We start from the raw sequence: 17,566 nt of genomic DNA, 5'->3' as shown, positions 1-17,566 counted from the left end.
ATTAAAATATGAATAGAAGATCGTTATTAAAAGGTGGCTTATTGGCTGGCTTAAGTGTACCACTTGTTGGGTTAAAAGAGGTAATGGCCGCTCCGGTTGGCGGTACAAAGAAAGCAAAAAACATCATTATGATGGTGAGCGATGGAATGAGTACAGGTACTTTAAACATGGCAGATCTCTATGCCAACCGTGCCTATGGACGGAGCAGCAAATGGTTGGGTTTATACCGCGATAACAAAGCTGTTCGCGCTTTGATGGACACCGCTTCGGCAAGTTCGATGGTTACCGATTCTGCTGCGGCGAGCTCATCATGGGGTGGAGGCATGCGTGTTAAAAATGGTTCGTTAAATGTTGGAATGAATGGCGAGAAACCTCAGCCTATCCTTCAGAAATTTAAAGAAAAAGGTAAGAAGGTAGGTTGTGTAACTACTGTTCCGATTACACATGCTACGCCGGCAGGATTTTGTGTGAATATTGATAACCGTGGCGGACAGGATATTATTGCTGAAATCTATCTTGGTTTAAAATTCGACGTGATGATGGGCGGTGGTAGTAAATATTTCGGAGAACACCGGGCAGGAGGGAGCCTGATTCCAAAATTTCTTACCCAGGGATATAAAGTGGCCGAAAACAGGAACGAAATGCTGGCTTTAGATAAATCGAAGCCTGTTTTAGGTTTATTTGCTGAAGATGGATTGCCTTATGAGGTAGACCGTATGCACGATACAGAATTGCAGAAAACAATTCCTACACTTGCTGAAATGACCATGAAAGCGATTGAGTTAATGAAAGATCATAAAGATGGTTTTGCATTACAGGTTGAAGGTGGAAAAGTAGATTGGGCAGCCCACTCAAACGATTTGGGTGGATTGATTTTCGACCAGCTGGCCTTTGATGAAGCAGTGGGTAAAGTAATCGAATTTGCTGAAAAAGATGGTGATACCTTAGTGATCATCACCACCGACCATGGCAACTCAAATCCGGGTTTGTTTTACGCTGATGAAGCCAATAAAAAATTCGATAGTCTTCAGCGTTTTAAGCATAGCAATACCTGGTTACTTGCACAATTGAATCAATCGTTCAGCGAGCAGAAGATCATGGATATGATTAAAGAAAATCAGGGCATCGAAATGAAAAGCGAAGATGTAAAATCGTTGCTAAGCCATTTTAAAGATATTGTTCCGGGTCAATTGTATAACGAAGCCAATCTTCCTTTTTACGAATATGGAAAAATTTTAGGCAAATACACCGATGTACAATGGGCAGGGATGAACCATACAGGCGATTATGTAGAACTGACCATGTTCGGCCCGGGATCTGAGCAGCTAAAGCCTTTTGTTAAAAACTACGAACTGCACAACTTCATGTTAAAAGCGGCCGAAATGCCAGAACATTTTTTGTTAGGGAAATAGTTCATTGGTTCATTAGTCATTTGTTCATACGATATTCTCGCGCGGTGTCAGATGTTACCATCTGACACTTTACTGAATTCATAATATCTCTAACTGTCAGATGGTAACATCTGACAGTACATTTTATCGACTCTGATTTTTAGGCTCTGGACTCAAAACTCCCGGCTCCAAACTACTTCTCCTCCCACCAGGTTAATGGAAACTTAATCTCATCAACAGAACTGGCAATCATATCAGGTTTAAAAGCATAATGACCCAAAGTATCTTTGCTCGATATGCCTGAAAGTACCAAGATTGTTTTATAGCCCATTTGCACACCACCCTGAATGTCGGTTTCCATCGTATCGCCGATGACCGTAGTTTCGCTTGTTTCCAATCCTAAAAACTTACGGGCAGAGCGCATCATCACGGGGCTTGGTTTACCCGTAACAAACGCTTTTCTGCCTGTGGCTTCTTCAATCATGGCGGTGGTTGCAGCGATACCTAAATTATTCCATCCGGGTTTTTTAGGCGAGGGATCCCTGTTAGTGGTAATAAATTTTGCTCCTGCAAGGATCATATCTACAGCCCTTTGAACCATTTCAAGGGTGAAATTTCTGCCTTCTCCAAGTACCACAAATTCCGGGTCGGTATTTACCAATGTGATGCCATGATCGTGTAAACTGCTCAATAAACCACCTTCGCCCAATACATAAGCCGTACCTTTTGGGCTTTGATCCGAAAGAAATTTAGCCGTAGCCATCGCACTCGTATATACATGGCTTTCTTCAACTTTTATTCCCAGTCCCTTTAATTTGCGTACCACTTCTAATGGAGTTCTCTGGCTGTTATTGGTCATAAATGCGAAAGGGATTGCCTCATCGATCAGGTTTTTAATGAATTTGTCTGCTCCGGATATGAGTGCCTCTCCGCTATAAATCACCCCATCCATATCTATTAATAATCCTTGTTTCATGTTTTTTGTAGATTTAATCAGCTTGTATGCAAACTTAATGTTTTCTTGTTCAATCAACATTAAATTATAGGTTTTCAACTTTCAAAATCAGATAATTTTATTTCTTTCAATAGCCTTGTTTTATTTAACATAAACTTAATATACAGGTTGTAGCGTTACCCTGTTTTTCACCGTATCCTTTACAAAACTAAATGATGAAAAACGCTTTCAAAACAACCGCTATTCTTTTAATTGCATTAACAATGCTGTTCGCCTGTAAAAAGAAAACTGAAGATCCGATGGATTTTACGGTTGATGATCAAAATTTAACCGCTTGTCCGCTGGGTACATCCTGTCATTTTCAGTATGCAAATAATGCTTCGATGGACGGTAACTGGTTAAATACAACAGTTGGGCAGCACCGGATTTTTTGGGCCAGGAATGCAGGGAAGTATACCACAAGCTGGATGTATTTTCAAGCTCCTATGGCAGGAGATAAATTTTTATTGAACGATGCAGATGTGCAGGCCGGTAAGGTAAAATTCGTCTCTGGCTGTCCTACATGTTTTGGTATCGAACTTAAAGCATTAAAAGGAACGGTTAAAGGAATAAAAGTGGCTAAAAATAATGCTGAACCTGAAAAGTGGTTGTTAGAATCGAATATTGTTCTATCTGTGGCAGGATCAAATGTACCTTATGATACCATTTATGTTAAGCAGTATTATACGCCTGCAATACAATAATTATAGACCTTAAATGTACATCGGTGCCATTTTTCGCCAGTAATGGGGGCGGTGTGCATTGCTTTCCCAGGTGTGGAACTGGTTGGGTACACCTTTCTCCCATAAGAGGCTGCTGAGGTGTTGGTTTCCGCTTAAAAATGGATCTGTTTCGCCCACGGCCAGAATAATTTCTATATTTCTCACTTCCGAAAGCAATTTATCATCATGAAGGTTGGCCAGGTATTGCGCCGGCATGTTGAAATATACTTTTTCATCACGGAATCCGTTCAGCAGGTCCCTGAAATCACCTATATTATCCGTAAGATCGTACCTTCCGCTAATGCCCACCGCCTTTTTAAATAACCAGGGATATTTCATCGCCAGATTGATGGCATGATAAGCACCCATGCTACAACCAGCTGTTTCTATATAATTACCATCATTCTTCTGGTAGATCAGCGACATTACTTCTTCTAAAAGATATTTTTCGTACTGTAAATGGCGCTCAATCCTAACGGAAGGAAATACATCGTCATTATAAAAACTTTCGCCATCAATACTATCCACACAGAAAACCTGAAGCTCGCCATTTTCGATTTGTTGACTCAGCGAAGCGATAATCCCCCAGTTTTCATAATCGTAAAACCTGGCCATACGCGTGGGAAAAAAGATAACTGCCCTTCCGCTGTGCCCGAAAACCAGCAGCTCCATATCCCGTTGCAGATTATGGCTGAACCATTTGTGGTATTCCCTGTTCATCTGTTAAAAACTTTATGGAAAAATAGGGCTCCGATGTTATCAGGATATTAATTAACAGTAATGATTAACCTATTTTTTCCTTAACCGATTCTGTCCACAGGCGGTAGCCTTCCTCGCTTAGATGCAGCCCATCGTGATCGTAAAGTGAGGCATTCGGATAACCCGATTTATCCAGCATTTTCTTAAATACATCGATAAATTTCCAGTTACCATTAAGTTTGATAATCTCGCTCTCAATAAGGTTATTGGTGTACCTAAACTGATCGGCAATATGCCAGCGGTGGATACTTGGTTTTAATGAAATAAAATAACAGGGCAGGTTTCCAAACCTGAGGTTAACTTTTACCATCAGTTGCTGGAAAAATATAAAGATTTCTTCAGGATTTCTGCCATCGCCCAAATCGTTATCACCGGCATAAACCATAAGGGCTTTTGGCTTGTAATCGGTCATAATCCTCTCGAAAAACCATACACAGGCAGCTAAAGTAGATCCTCCAAACCCCAGATTGGTTACTTTGGTGAAGTCGAAATCATCTTCCAGGCTGTTCCATAAACGGATAGATGAACTTCCATAGAAAATAATCCCGGCATGCTCACGGTCTAAGCGATGCTTTCGTTCTAATTGCTTAACCTCTTCTTCGTACCAATACATATTGCTAAAGATAAAAAGATCTGCCTTTTGTAGGAATGGGGGATGTGTTAAGTTTGTGTAAAGACGGTAGGTTGGTTAATCGGTTAACTGGCTCGGAGCGCCGAACGACAAACACTTAACTAAAATACTCTTAGACTCCGCTCACAGCTCAATTTCTATTGGAGAATCGATATTTTTATTAATCCTATAATCAATTTGGACTAAAGACTCGTGACTAAAGACTTTCGACTATTCAACCCTTCCCATCTTCTTCAATATCCTAAAGTGCGAACGCAATGCTGATAAGAAGGTGGTGTTTTCATGATAGGGCAGCCCGAATTCAAGCGCAGTTTGTTTTACAATGCCCGATATCCTTCCATAATGCACGTGGCAGATTTTAGGGAAAAGGTGGTGTTCTATCTGTCGGTTTAAACCGCCCAGAAAAAAGGCAGAAACCCGGCACTCTGTTGCAAAGTTGGCCGTAGTACGCATCTGGTGTTCTGCCCAGGCTTCTTCCATATTGCCTTCTGCATTGGTAATAGGGAAAGTTGTACCTTCTACTACGTGTGCCAGTTGAAAAACAAGGCCCATTGTTAAGCCCTGGGCCATGTGTAATATTACAAAACCGATAACAACCTGCCACCACAATAGTGGTATCACCAGTATAGGTAATCCAATAAAAATGAAATAGTAAAGGAATTTGTAGAAAAACAGGTTAAAATATTCAACTTTTGGGTGTTTGCTCTGGTGAGCGCCAACACTTTTCTGGAAAAACTTTTTATAATCTTTCCTGAAAACCCAGGATAGCGAAGCAAGGCTGTACAAAGGAAAAGCATACCATTGCTGAAAACGCTGGTGTGGTTTTAATTCATCTTCATTACATATACGGATCAGTCCCGGCGCCACTTCGATATCTTCATCATGCCCTGGAATATTGGTATAAGTATGGTGCACCACATTGTGGGTGATGTTCCAAACGTAAGGACTTGCACCTACCATATTAAACAAAAAACTGAAAAACGAATTGGTGCGTTTAGAACTCGAAAAAGAACCGTGAATGGCATCGTGACAAATGTTAAAACCGATAAAGGCACAGGTTGCACCCATTAAAATGGTTAAGCCAGTAAGGATGAGGGCATGTAAAGGTAAAAGCAATATCATTAAATAAAGGGCCAAAAATACCGTAAGGAACAAACAGGCTTTAAACCACATCAGTTTGTTGGCGTTGGTACTTCTGTTGTTTTCCTTAAAGTCGTTGTTTACCCTTCGGCGTACCTCAGCGTAAAAGGAGTTTCCCGGTAAACATGGGAATTTTGCTTTTGATTTCATGATCTTGTGCTCTTATCTACCCCATGTACAAGGTCGATACTCCAAGTTCATTAAGCTTTTTTGTTTCGCGAAACAATTTTGTCCCGCTGCTAATACAAACGTAAACGCGCCTGTTTTAGTTTTCCACGAAGGTAATAACTTTCCTTATTGATTTAACTACATGAAACGTTAAATAAAGGCCGTATTTAGTTAAAAATAGTCCACACACAGAGATAAAACACTAATTGTGTCTATAGCGAAAGGTGCCGGTGGGTTATGAGATTAATAATATTAGACAATATACTTTCAGCCCACACCATTTTGCAGGATATATAATCTAATCAAGATACAAGCTACTCGCTGTAATTCCTCTTATCAGCAGCATAAATATGGTACCAAATGTACAGAATCCATATTAACACCACTGTGCTGTAAACCAGTTCGGGATCAAATGAATCCTTTGTAAGTATCAATGCAATGGAGGAGATCAGGGCAGTCAGGAAGAAATAAAATATATTTTTCATAACGTACTGATTTAATGAATGTTGGATTTAGTAAATATAATAAAATATCTGTTGTTTACCAAATAGAAATGGCGATAATTTACTTATTTCTTAAAATTGATTGTTTTTAATGGTTTTTAGTCTGCAATCTCCTGTGATTATTACGGTTTACCCTGTTTATTTTGCAATCTAGCTGCTTTTCTTATAAAGAAATGCTAATTTTTAACATCTGGTCAGTTTCACTATCCAATTAACACAAAATTGTGGCAAAAGGTAATTTAGATTTTTTTGTATGTTTACCACACAACTAACCAAGAAACAATAACACACAAATGATCAAATTTTCTCTTAGCTTAATTTCTTTCGCTTTGTTCTTTTTTGGAATAAAAAGCTTTTTTCACGAACCAAAGGTACAGCCTGTACCACCATCAGAATTAACCATAACCAACTTCGCTGGCCCCGATGTTACGCCGAGTCCGGCTTGTTTGGCCGTTGCCCCAACAGGTGAGGTTTATGTAGGGGTTGATATGATCGGCTCTCTGGGTAAGGACCCGGGCAAAGGCCATATCCTTAAACTCATCGATAAAGACAATGATGGCAAAATGGACCAGCATATTGATTTTGCTGAAGTAGATAATCCCCGCGGTATCATTGTGCAGGGAAGTCAGGTTTTCGTATTACATACCACTTTTTCTAAAGAAACAAAACAGGCCACAGGCATGAATTTAGTTGTTTTTGAAGATAAAGATGGCGACGGAAAAGCAGATGGCCCTGAAAAACCGCTTATCGAACACATCAGTAATGCAAAATATATCCGCGAACGTGGAACTGACCATGCCACCAATGGCATCAGGATGGGAATTGACGGCTGGATTTACATTTCTGTAGGAGATTTTGGCTTTCATGACGCGGTAGACCGTTCAGGTAAAAAACTGACCATGTTAGGCGGTGGTATTTTGCGTGTACGCCCGGATGGAACCGAAATGGAAGTTTATACCCACGGTACGCGTAATGTATATGATGTAGCCATCGATCCATATATGAATGTTTTTACCCGCGAAAACACCAATGATGGCGGAGGATGGAACGTGCGTTTTTCGCATCATATTCAATCTGGTGAATATGGTTATCCGGTTTTGTTTCAGAATTTTACCGACGAAATTATTCCTGCACTGGCCGATTTAGGTGGTGGATCGGGTACTGGTGCTTTATTTATGGATGAGCCGAACTGGCCTGAAAAATATAACCACGTACCGATGATGGCCGATTGGGGCAGAAGTATGCTTTATATCCACAGGGTTACAGCTGATGGACCAACTTTTACCCAAAAGGATGAAGAATTTATCAAGCTTGCACAGATTACCGATCTTGACGTGGATGGATCAGGAAGACTTTACCTTTCGGCATGGGATGGTGCAGGTTATTCTGGAAGTCCTGATAAAGGATATATTGTGCGTGCCGTACCAAACAACTGGACTTATAAAGCTTTTCCGGATGTTAAGAAACTTTCCATTAAAAAGTTAACAGAATTATTAAAATCCAATAGTGCAGTTGCACGTTTAAGTGCTTCACAGGAACTGGTTTCGCGTAACAATAAACAGGCAATTGAAACGGCTTTAAAAACCGCTTCCGATCAAACTTTAGCGCTCGATGTGCGTATCGCTGGCTTATATACTTATGCACAGCTAACCAAAGAAAACGGTATTGAAACTTTAATAGGATTTACAAAAGACAATGCCTTAAAAGAGTTTGCCTTAAAAGCACTTGCTGACCGTAAAACTTACATTAGTAAAGTACCTGTTGAACCGTTTTTAGAAGGATTAAAAGATGCTTCGCCTCGTGTTCAGGCTGCTTCGATTATTGGTTTAAACCGTTTGGGCAGGCCAGAAGTTGCCAATGTACTTTTACAAACTAAAGTTCCGGCTTCATTTGTAGCGCCTGCAAAAGGCACTGAAGGTCCGCACGCTACACCAAATGCAGCCATTATATTGCCACACCTGGCAGTGCGTGCTTTGGTTGAGCTCAATGCCGTTGATGCGCTGCTCGCTGCTGTTAAAACAGAAAACCCAACACTTGCACTTTGGGCATTGCGTTACATGCACGACGAAAAAGTGGTTAATGGTTTAATTGCTAACTACAAACAATCAACAGATGAGAAATTGAAACAGCAGATCCTGGTTACTTTGGGCCGTTTGTATAAAAAAGAAATCGCTTATGATGCATCCTGGTGGTGGGGCACGCGTCCTGATTCGCACGGTCCTTATTTTAAGGCGGTAAGTTGGGAAGGTTCACCTGCGATAGAGAAATTTTTAAAAGAGGAGGCAGCAAAAGCTGGTGCACAGGGCAAACAGTTTTATGTTGATTTAAATTCGCGCCAGCGGATGGATATCGCTGAATTTGCCGAAGAAGAAAAAGTGGCTGCAACAGAAGAACCAAAAATTGATCTCGAAAAAATTAAAAACAAAAAAGGTCAGGTAGGTAAATCATCTATTGAAGATGTATTGTTGGCCATCAATAAATTACAGGGCGATCCTTTAAAAGGCAGAAATATATTCAACAACCAGGGCTGTATCGCCTGCCATAGTTTAAGCAAAACCGAAAAAATGAAAGGTCCGTTTATGGGGCAGATCGGCTCGATCATGAACCGCGAACAGATTGCAGAATCGATTTTAAAACCAAGCGCTTCTATATCGCAGGGTTTTGCCACGGTAATGATTACTGCAAAAGGCGACCGAACTTATATGGGCTTTATTACTGAAGAAACGGCTGCTAAAGTAGTGATGCGTAATATAGCAGGTGAGGTTTTCACTATCAAAGCAGGTGATATTTTATCACGTAAAGAAATGGAAAACTCGATGATGCCTGAAGGTTTGGCCAATTCTTTATCTTACGAAGAACTAGCCTCTTTAGTTACCTTTTTATCAGAACAGAAAAAATAATAAATAATCGCATTTCCGGTCGTAATACCGATCGGAAATGCGATTTTAATACAAGGGTATTGCTTTTGCTAATTCCTGCGGATAATAATAATTTCCCCGTTAACCAACTGAAAAATATAACTGGAAATGCTCACCGACTTAAAAATCGCAATGCGGTACACCAGGCCAGACTTTTTATCATAAGTGATCTCCTCACCGATATAAATCCTATCTAATTCTTTTATAGTCGTTTCCACAGTTATCACCATGTATTGGTAACATTGCCATATTGGTCTTGTTTTGAGAAAATGAGTTATTCTTATTCCTTAAAGGAGTAGTTGTTGGTTCATTGGTTATTGGTTGATTGGTCGCATCGTCATCTCGACCGGAGCAACGCGAAGTGGAGAGATCTATCCAGACAGATTTAGCTTCGCTGAGCCTTCGGGTTATCGATTGCGCTGCACTTCTCCAATCTCCAAGCTAATCGACTTCCGACTATGGACTGCTGACTCCGGACTTTTTTGTTATTTCCCCGCAATTTTTATAATAAAACTTGGTCAGTTGTTTTGGTTTAAAAAAACAAAACCTACATTAGCGATTAAATCTATATATCTAGTCGATGAGCAGATCGGCCAGGTTTGACTACCAGTTATGGATAACCATTTTTTTGAACAAATATTTAAAAACCCACTTGAGCAACACAATATACCACCGAATGAAGTAATATCCCGTTGGGCAGAGAAACTGATCCAGGTACTTTTTCCGGAAAATGCACCCAAAGTATTTTCAACGATTGAGGAAGTTAAAGATCAGGTATCAGCTTTAGAGCTCGAACTTTATGATATTATTTCGGCAAGTTGTAAATTAAGAAACAGCGAGTGTAAAAATGCAGCAGGTCAGTTTTTTGCCGAACTGCCAGCGCTTTACCGTGTATTAAATACCGATATCTTGGCCATTTATGAAGGCGATCCGGCGGCACAGAGCAGGTTCGAAGTGATCAGGACTTATCCTGGTTTTTATGCCATCTGTTTTTACCGGATTGCGCATTTACTATATAATTTTGGGATACCCTTGGTGCCCAGGATTTTGACTGAATATGCCCACTCTAAAACGGGTATCGATATCCATCCGGCAGCGAGCATTGGCGAATATTTTCACATCGATCACGGTACCGGAATTGTAATCGGCGAAACCAGTACAATTGGCCGTTATGTTAAACTTTATCAAGGTGTTACCCTTGGTGCGCTGAGTGTAAAGAAAACATTGGCTGGCAGCAAACGCCACCCAACAGTAGAAGACCGGGTTGTGATTTACTCAGGTGCCACCATATTGGGCGGCGAAACCATCATCGGGCATGATAGCATTATTGGGGGGAATGTGTGGCTCACCGAAAGTATTCCAGCTTTCTCCACCGCATACCACTCTCCAATCATTACCATAAGAAACCATAAAGAAACCAATTAATACAAATATAATGGCAGGAATAATCGATCTGATCGGAAATACGCCAATGGCCGAACTTCAAAAAATGAATATCAATCCGGCTGTAAAGGTTTTTGCAAAATTAGAAGGCAATAATCCGGGCGGTAGCGTAAAAGACAGGGCATCGCTCAATATGATCAGAAGTGCAATAGAACGTGGCGAAATAGCAAAAGGTACTAAATTGGTGGAGGCTACAAGCGGCAATACCGGAATTGCATTGGCCATGATTGCCAGTTTATACAATGTAGAAATCGAACTGGTAATGCCAGCCAATTCTACCCGCGAGCGTAAGGTGACTATGGAAGCTTTTGGAGCTAAGGTAACTTTATTGGAAAGTATAGAAGATTGCCGCGATTATGCAGAAGAAAAGGGCAGTAGCAAGGGATATTTCCTCTTAAACCAGTTTGCCAATCCTGATAATTACATGGCACATTATAAAACCACTGGTCCCGAAATATGGAAAGATACTGAAGGACAGATTACACATTTTGTAAGCTCGATGGGAACAACAGGTACCATCATGGGCTGCTCGAGGTTTTTTAAAGAAAAAAATAAAGATATCCAGATTGTAGGCTGTCAACCTACTGAAGGTTCCTCTATACCGGGCATTAGAAGGTGGCCAACAGAATATCTGCCAAAAATATTCGAACCCGAACGTGTTGATCGTGTGATGGACATTGCGCAGGAAGAAGCCACTATCATGTCGAGGAGGATGGCTAAAGAAGAAGGTTTGTTTGCGGGCATGAGTTCGGGCGGAGCCTGTGCAGCAGCACTTAAACTGGCTTCAGAACTGGATAAGGGAACTATCGTATTTATTACCTGCGATCGTGGCGACCGTTACCTCAGCAGTGATCTATTTGGCTAAACACAAATAACTAGTGTTTTTCTGGTCTCATGAGCATTTTTACCCTTTGGATAATGGTTTCCATTTCAAATGGTTTTTCTATATAATCATCCCAATGGGCTTTATAGTAAGATTTATGCTGAAAGCCATTTCTGGATGACATTAATAATATAGGAATGGCTGCATGCACCGATAGTTTTAATTCGGTGCATATCGATCGTCCATCGGTAGTGTTCAATAATACATCAATTAAAATTACGTCGGGTGCAAAATTTGCTACTTCCGAATGTAAATCTATTGTGCTGGTAAGCCCAAGTACGGTATAGCCTTCAAATTCGAAGATCATCTTTATCGCTTCAAGCGTTGCATGATGATCTTCGATAATTAATATTTTAGGTGTGTTTAGTGAGCGCATTTAAGGGTTTTAAGGATAACTGAGGCTGCCGGTTCCACGCTTTTTCAGCAATAATTCAAAAATTTTAGAATCCGATTTGGTTAGGCTATCAAGCGAGTTGCGCAGGCTCTGGTTAACGAGGCTCAGGTTGGTAAACATCTTCCGCAGGGCTTCATTTTCATCCCTCAGTTCCAAAAGCTCATTGGCTACACTTCCAAACTCTCTTATCCAGGCATCAAATAAAGGTTTGTCAATAGCCAGTTCGGCGCAGATTTCTTCAGGCTCCCGGCCATCATAAAATTCCTGGATACAACCAATGATTTGGGCAGGTGTGTTATTTGGTTTCATAGTTTGTTTAATATGTTGTTATGCAAAAGGATAAACTGTCCCGATTTACATCTTAAGCAGCACAGCATTATTTTAAATGTTACATTATAGAGATAGGGACAAAGGAATAGCGCGTTTAAGGCTGATCAAAATTTTTATCTACGCAGTAATACGCAGTGTTTTTAAGTTGTTGGTTTACAGTTATAAAAATAAAAGAGCATTGTAATTCATTTTCCTGGGATATGGTTTTTGATAAATTAACGTTTTTACTAAGCCATGCCGTCAGTCGTGTAACAAATCATCCCGGATAAGACCGTTTCTGTCGACATGGCTAAAATTTAAGTGCAATTCAGACAAAAAGATTAGTCCGTTTAGTTTATACGGCATCGCACCGTGTGCACTCTTTTATGCTATATGCAAAGAGGGTGCGGTAGCTGGTTTTAGCTCATACGCATTTCTACGCAACATTGTTCAATTGGTTGTAGTAAAGCGTTTTATGTAGTCTTGTTAAGTTAATAGTTAAAGTAAGGTAAAAGACTTTTAAGCACTATTTTTGTATATTATTTAGGACAATTTGTTTAGGTTTGACATCCACGACTGCATATTCATTTCTCCGTCAATCCCTAACTTTTTCCGCACCCTGTATTTACGGCTTTCCACTGCACGTACACTCAGTTTGCAGGTCCTGGCTATTTCTTTGGTATCAAAATTTAACCTGATATAAGCACAAAGCTCTAACTCTGCAGGCAGGAGCTGTGGTGCGATTTGGAGCAATGAGGTTATAAACTGGTTCTCTGTTTCTTCAAACTTTTTCATAAAAGAAGGATCATGTGATTTTGCAAGCTCGGTGAGCTCTTTTAACGATAAATGCTCAACAGGTTTTTGGTTTTTCTGATTGAGCTGTTTGCGATAGCCTTCCATCTGTTCGTGCATCAGGATACGTTGTTTACGGAAATGTGCGTTGTGACGTGCCAACAACCTCAACCGCTGTCCAAAAAGCCCTAAACTGATCAATATTCCTTCAACAATCACAGCCATGGTGAGCAGGTTGAAACTATAAGATTGAAAGGGGATGATGGCCATTAAACAAAAAACCAGGTAAATAGAAGCCAGGGCTACCGGAATCCAGCCAAACACGTAACACCATATCAGCGGATTTTTTTTGGCATATCCGCGTATAATAATAACCTGAATACTGCTGAATAGAAAAAGTAAGGAAGTTAATAAAAATAATACCTGCGTAAGTAAATTGGTAAAGCTCCGTGCATCCCATAAAGAACTGATCAGTATGATGCTCCAGCCAACCAACAGTACGTTAAATATCTTATTAAGCTGTGGTAACTGCCGTTTAAGTTTTAAGAAATGATTGTTGAACAGGATGGTGCAGATGTAACCCAGCGCTATAAAAAAATGGGCATGTATCAGGATAAAGCTGGCTACTGCTTGTCCGAACAATAAACCATAACCCTGCAGGTAACAAACCATTACAATAAAGTAGAGCAAGATAACACGGGCAATGTACAGGGCAAAAAGTTTGCTCCGCGTAATGAAGTACATGAAAATATGAAAAATAAGGATCATCAGCGCAATCCCCACATAAATCAGTTGGATGCTATAAGCCTTAATAAGCGCATGGTTCAATACCGATTCGGTAACCAGTTTAGCAGGCACCAATAGGGTATTCATGGCCTGCATCCTGATATAGATATCGCCAACGGGTGCTTTAACCTGCTGTAGGGGAAAGGCATAACCCGTGCCCAATAAAGCATCGCTTTTTTTGAGGTTAAACATACCAGAGCTGATCAGCCTGACTTTTCCCTCAGCATCCCGATAATATAAACTAATAGAATCGATATTGGCATAACTGATAAAAAGATAGGGTTCGGTTTGGCTGTTCCGTTTAAACCTAAGTTTCATCCACCACACCTTTCCCCTGGTACCTCCATTAAAGATTGCTGAAGTCCCTTTTGAAAAACGTGCTGCCTTAAACTGTTCTACTTCCTCAAATGAGGCTTTTCCAAGGCTATCTTGCCAATAATACCCTGATCTGCCAACATTAACAAAGGATTGCTTCTCGACCTGGATAACCGGTTGAGCAATGCATAGACTGTTTTCGATAATGAAAACGATAAGAAAGAAAATGGTCTTCATTAATTAAGCCAATGTAAAAGAGTTGGGATGACCTATTACAAGGGAGAAATTATGGCTTTATAATAGAAAAAACAAATTTAATATTAAAAAAAGAACAATTTATTACCGTTTGCCGTTCGTTACAAAAGTTGTATTTTAGAACCAAGCCAGAAATATTTATGCACCAACTGATTATACAATATGCTTTTTTACTTGCGGTAATTCTTTTTGTTGTAATGCTGGCGCAAAAAATACATGTGGCTTATCCCATTTTATTGGTTATTGCTGGCCTGGCTTTAAGTTTTGTACCTATTCTTCAGGATATCCAGATTGAGCCTGAACTGATATTCGTGATTTTTTTACCACCTTTATTATATGAAGCAGCCTGGAATACCTCATGGAAAGATTTTTGGAAGTGGCGGCGGGTCATCAGCAGTTTTGCTTTTCCAATTGTTATTTTTACTTCTACCATTGTAGCCTTAATTTCGAGCAGTTTAATTCCGGGTTTTACTTTAGCCCTTGGATTTTTATTGGGAGGGATCATTTCTCCGCCAGATGCAGTATCTGCTTCAGCCATTCTTAAAAATGTGAAAGTACCTAAAAGGCTCACCACCATTTTGGAAGGCGAAAGCTTGCTTAACGATGCGTCCAGTTTGGTGGTTTTCCGCTTTGCGCTGGCTGCGGTAATGACCGGCAGTTTTGTGTTTACCGAGGCTGCCGGTAATTTCGTAATGGTTATTGTGATGGGGATTTTAATCGGTATTGGGGTAGCACTTGTTTTTTATGCCTTGCACCGCTGGTTGCCAACCACTACGAACATTGATATTATCCTTACTTTTTTAACGCCCTATGTGATGTACATGACAGCAGAGGAATTCCACTTTTCGGGAGTGTTGGCAGTAGTAAGCGGAGGTTTGTTCCTTTCTTCTCAAAGAGATCGTATTCTTACCCATCGGAGCCGTTTGCAGGGCATAAATGTTTGGGAAGCAGTTGCTTTTGTACTCAATGGTTTTGTTTTCTTGTTGATTGGTTTAGAATTTCCTGTAATTATACATGGTTTGGGTAGCGAAGGCCTTTTACCCGCCATCCGTTATAGTGCCATTATTTGTATGGTTTTAATTTTGGGCCGATTGGCCAGTACTTACGGTGCCTTGTTTTTTACCCGCTTTATTAGTCGCTACATTACTACTGCAGATCCAAACCCTGATTGGAAAGCACCACTACTTTTTGGCTGGGCAGGTATGCGGGGGGTAGTTTCTTTGGCAGCAGCACTTTCTATTCCCGTAGCTTTAAAATCAGGCGAAGCCTTTCCTCAGCGCAACCTGATCTTATTTATAACCTTTAGCGTAATATTGGTTACGCTGGTATTACAAGGTTTAACATTGCCCTGGCTTATTAAATGGGTTGATATGCCCGATCCTGATTACACTGTTTCTTTTGAGCAGCAAAAACAGATGGTGAGGAAGAAATTATCCATGCTATCGCTCAAAATCCTCGATGAAAAATATCACGATGCGCTTGAGCATAATGATATGATCAGGTCGATAAAAATCCGCATAGAGGCCGAAATGGAATTGCTTAGGGATTGGGAGAAGGAAGAAAATCCGAAGAGGGCCGAAGATTTTTACCACGATTACCGCTTAGCGCTCGAAGATATCATGAACGAACAGCGGACTTTGCTAAAAGGCTTGAACAAGAAGGAACAGATTAACGACCAGTTGATTAAAGAACAGTTAGAACTGCTTGATCTGGAGGAAGAAAAATTGCGCAGGCATTTTAGTCAAAAAGATGAGTAACGGTTGATTTATTTGGCCTGAATTAAATATGTTTAAAACTTAAAAATCCTATTGCTTCCAATCATCAGATTTAATAATATATTTGCTAATTAATTTAGCAAGTATATGTCGGTAAAGGTTAACATCACTTCAAAAGGAATACAAAAAGTACTAAAAAACTATAATGAGAAACAGGCTATCGCCGAGTACATCTGGAATGGTTTTGATGCCAATGCCGATACCATCGAGATAGATTATGTTGCCAATGCACTTGGCCTTTTAGAAAGTTTAACCATTGCTGATAATGGCTACGGGATTAATTTTGAACGTTTACAGCAAAAATTTGATCCCTTTTACGAATCTGAAAAATCATTACAGATTGTAGCGCCAAAACACACTTCAAAAATGCACGGACGTAACGGGGTAGGGCGGCTTACCTTTTTTACCTTTGCTCACAATGCTACCTGGCAAACCACTTACCAATCCGAACAAGGTTTCTGTTATGGCGAAATACAGATCAGTACCGGCGGTTTAAATAGTTATAGTCACGATTTTACCGCTAAGCCAACCGTTACGGGTAAAATCGGCACCACGGTTTCTTTTACCAACCTTCGCATTGGAGAGCAGGAAATGAATGAATTGGTTTTGCCATACCTGATCAATGAGTTTTGCTGGTTTATCGAACTGAACAAGCATAAAAACTATTCGATCATTGTTAATGGCGAAACTTTTGATTTTAGCAGCAATGTAAAAACTTTGGAAGAATTTAATCTTTTTTATCCAGATACCTCGGTTACTTTTAAAATTAAGTATGTGCACTGGAAAGAGAATCTTCATAAAGAACTATCTAAATATTATTTTCTGGCAGGAGGGGAAGAGATTTATAAAGATTATACCACACTGAACAAAAAGAGTGATGATTATTTCCATAGCATTTATATTGATAGTGATTTTTTCAGGGATTTTGATTTTAAGAGTTTCGAAAATGAAGGACAGGTGGCCATATTCGGCGCAGCTAAATCTTCTCCTGAATACCGCTTTTTAATCAAAGAACTGACTGCTTACCTTAAAGAAAAACGCAAACCATTTTTAAAGGAATATGCCAATCGCCTGATCGAAGCTTACGAGCAGGATGAAATATTTCCGGTTTATGCCGATGAAAATGAAAAGCAGTTAAACAAGCCTGAACTGGTTAGCCTGATTAAAGCTTTGTGCGAATTAGAGCCAAAATTATTCAATAGCTTAAATACCGATCAGAAAAAAACTTTGGTTCGCCTGATCGGCCTTTTAATGCTTTCCGATCAGCGGGATGAGCTTTATGAAATGTTCAGTGGAATGATGGAGCTCGAAGCCGATGAGCAGAATGAGCTTCTATACCTTATCAAAAGACTGCATCCTATAAAAGTTTAGATTGCATCTGTTGATTA

The 17,566-nt window shown here is 40.1% G+C and carries 16 protein-coding genes; 7 read left to right on the top strand and 9 right to left on the bottom strand.

Features of this window, described 5'->3' with window-relative positions:
* The first annotated feature begins 8 nt into the window (after positions 1-8).
* Positions 9-1,412 carry an alkaline phosphatase gene (locus H9L23_RS11815; RefSeq protein ID WP_187595142.1) on the top strand — a complete coding sequence of 468 codons (1,404 nt, stop codon included), beginning with the start codon at positions 9-11 and terminating at the stop codon, positions 1,410-1,412.
* Between the two features lie 172 nt (positions 1,413-1,584).
* Here H9L23_RS11815 and H9L23_RS11810 read toward each other — a convergent pair whose 3' ends face one another.
* Complete coding sequence (locus tag H9L23_RS11810) at positions 1,585-2,367, bottom strand: HAD-IIA family hydrolase (RefSeq protein ID WP_187595141.1); 783 nt, start codon at positions 2,365-2,367, stop codon at positions 1,585-1,587.
* Positions 2,368-2,558: 191 nt separating this feature from the next.
* On the opposite strand from H9L23_RS11810, the gene H9L23_RS11805 reads away from it, so the two are divergent.
* The gene (locus tag H9L23_RS11805; protein WP_187595140.1) at positions 2,559-3,089 is read left to right on the top strand and encodes a hypothetical protein; all 531 of its coding nucleotides are present in this window, start codon (positions 2,559-2,561) and stop codon (positions 3,087-3,089) included.
* Between the two features lie 9 nt (positions 3,090-3,098).
* On the opposite strand, the gene H9L23_RS11800 is transcribed toward H9L23_RS11805, so the two are convergent.
* From H9L23_RS11800 to H9L23_RS11785, 4 genes are all read right to left on the bottom strand, one after another.
* Positions 3,099-3,827: an esterase family protein gene (locus H9L23_RS11800; protein ID WP_187595139.1), complete on the bottom strand. Its 729-nt coding sequence runs from the start codon at positions 3,825-3,827 to the stop codon at positions 3,099-3,101.
* A 64-nt stretch (positions 3,828-3,891) separates the two neighbouring features.
* Positions 3,892-4,479: a GDSL-type esterase/lipase family protein gene (locus tag H9L23_RS11795; protein WP_187595138.1), complete on the bottom strand. Its 588-nt coding sequence runs from the start codon at positions 4,477-4,479 to the stop codon at positions 3,892-3,894.
* Positions 4,480-4,707: 228 nt separating this feature from the next.
* A complete protein-coding gene (locus H9L23_RS11790; protein ID WP_187595137.1) occupies positions 4,708-5,787 on the bottom strand; it encodes a fatty acid desaturase family protein in 1,080 nt (359 codons plus the stop codon).
* A gap of 332 nt (positions 5,788-6,119) precedes the next feature.
* Positions 6,120-6,290, bottom strand: coding sequence for a hypothetical protein (locus H9L23_RS11785; RefSeq protein WP_168202429.1), 171 nt, complete (start codon positions 6,288-6,290; stop codon positions 6,120-6,122).
* A 311-nt stretch (positions 6,291-6,601) separates the two neighbouring features.
* Between H9L23_RS11785 and H9L23_RS11780 the strand changes: the two genes are divergently transcribed.
* Positions 6,602-9,208 (top strand): DUF7133 domain-containing protein, encoded by a 2,607-nt coding sequence (locus H9L23_RS11780; RefSeq protein ID WP_187595136.1) that lies wholly within the window; start codon positions 6,602-6,604, stop codon positions 9,206-9,208.
* A gap of 68 nt (positions 9,209-9,276) precedes the next feature.
* Here H9L23_RS11780 and H9L23_RS11775 read toward each other — a convergent pair whose 3' ends face one another.
* A complete protein-coding gene (locus tag H9L23_RS11775; protein WP_187595135.1) occupies positions 9,277-9,444 on the bottom strand; it encodes a hypothetical protein in 168 nt (55 codons plus the stop codon).
* A 394-nt stretch (positions 9,445-9,838) separates the two neighbouring features.
* On the opposite strand from H9L23_RS11775, the gene epsC reads away from it, so the two are divergent.
* Together epsC and cysM are read left to right on the top strand one after the other, a co-directional pair.
* Complete coding sequence (epsC, locus tag H9L23_RS11770; RefSeq protein ID WP_187595134.1) at positions 9,839-10,651, top strand: serine O-acetyltransferase EpsC; 813 nt, start codon at positions 9,839-9,841, stop codon at positions 10,649-10,651.
* Between the two features lie 10 nt (positions 10,652-10,661).
* On the top strand, positions 10,662-11,534 hold the full coding sequence (cysM, locus tag H9L23_RS11765; RefSeq protein ID WP_187595133.1) for a cysteine synthase CysM: 873 nt from the start codon (positions 10,662-10,664) through the stop codon (positions 11,532-11,534).
* 10 nt (positions 11,535-11,544) lie between these two features.
* On the opposite strand, the gene H9L23_RS11760 is transcribed toward cysM, so the two are convergent.
* The 3 genes from H9L23_RS11760 to H9L23_RS11750 form a co-directional block, all read right to left on the bottom strand.
* Complete coding sequence (locus tag H9L23_RS11760) at positions 11,545-11,928, bottom strand: response regulator transcription factor (RefSeq protein WP_187595132.1); 384 nt, start codon at positions 11,926-11,928, stop codon at positions 11,545-11,547.
* 9 nt (positions 11,929-11,937) lie between these two features.
* On the bottom strand, positions 11,938-12,255 hold the full coding sequence (locus tag H9L23_RS11755) for a hypothetical protein (protein WP_025142354.1): 318 nt from the start codon (positions 12,253-12,255) through the stop codon (positions 11,938-11,940).
* A 543-nt stretch (positions 12,256-12,798) separates the two neighbouring features.
* Positions 12,799-14,385, bottom strand: a complete 1,587-nt coding sequence (locus H9L23_RS11750) for a 7TM diverse intracellular signaling domain-containing protein (RefSeq protein WP_187595131.1) — start codon at positions 14,383-14,385, stop codon at positions 12,799-12,801.
* Positions 14,386-14,543: 158 nt separating this feature from the next.
* Between H9L23_RS11750 and H9L23_RS11745 the strand changes: the two genes are divergently transcribed.
* Positions 14,544-16,160, top strand: a complete 1,617-nt coding sequence (locus H9L23_RS11745; protein WP_187595130.1) for a Na+/H+ antiporter — start codon at positions 14,544-14,546, stop codon at positions 16,158-16,160.
* Between the two features lie 105 nt (positions 16,161-16,265).
* Complete coding sequence (locus H9L23_RS11740) at positions 16,266-17,549, top strand: ATP-binding protein (protein WP_187595129.1); 1,284 nt, start codon at positions 16,266-16,268, stop codon at positions 17,547-17,549.
* Positions 17,550-17,566 lie beyond the last annotated feature (17 nt).

It is taken from the genome of Pedobacter roseus (genome assembly GCF_014395225.1).
GTDB lineage: Bacteria > Bacteroidota > Bacteroidia > Sphingobacteriales > Sphingobacteriaceae > Pedobacter > Pedobacter roseus.
This window is presented reverse-complemented; position numbering and strand designations above follow the sequence as displayed.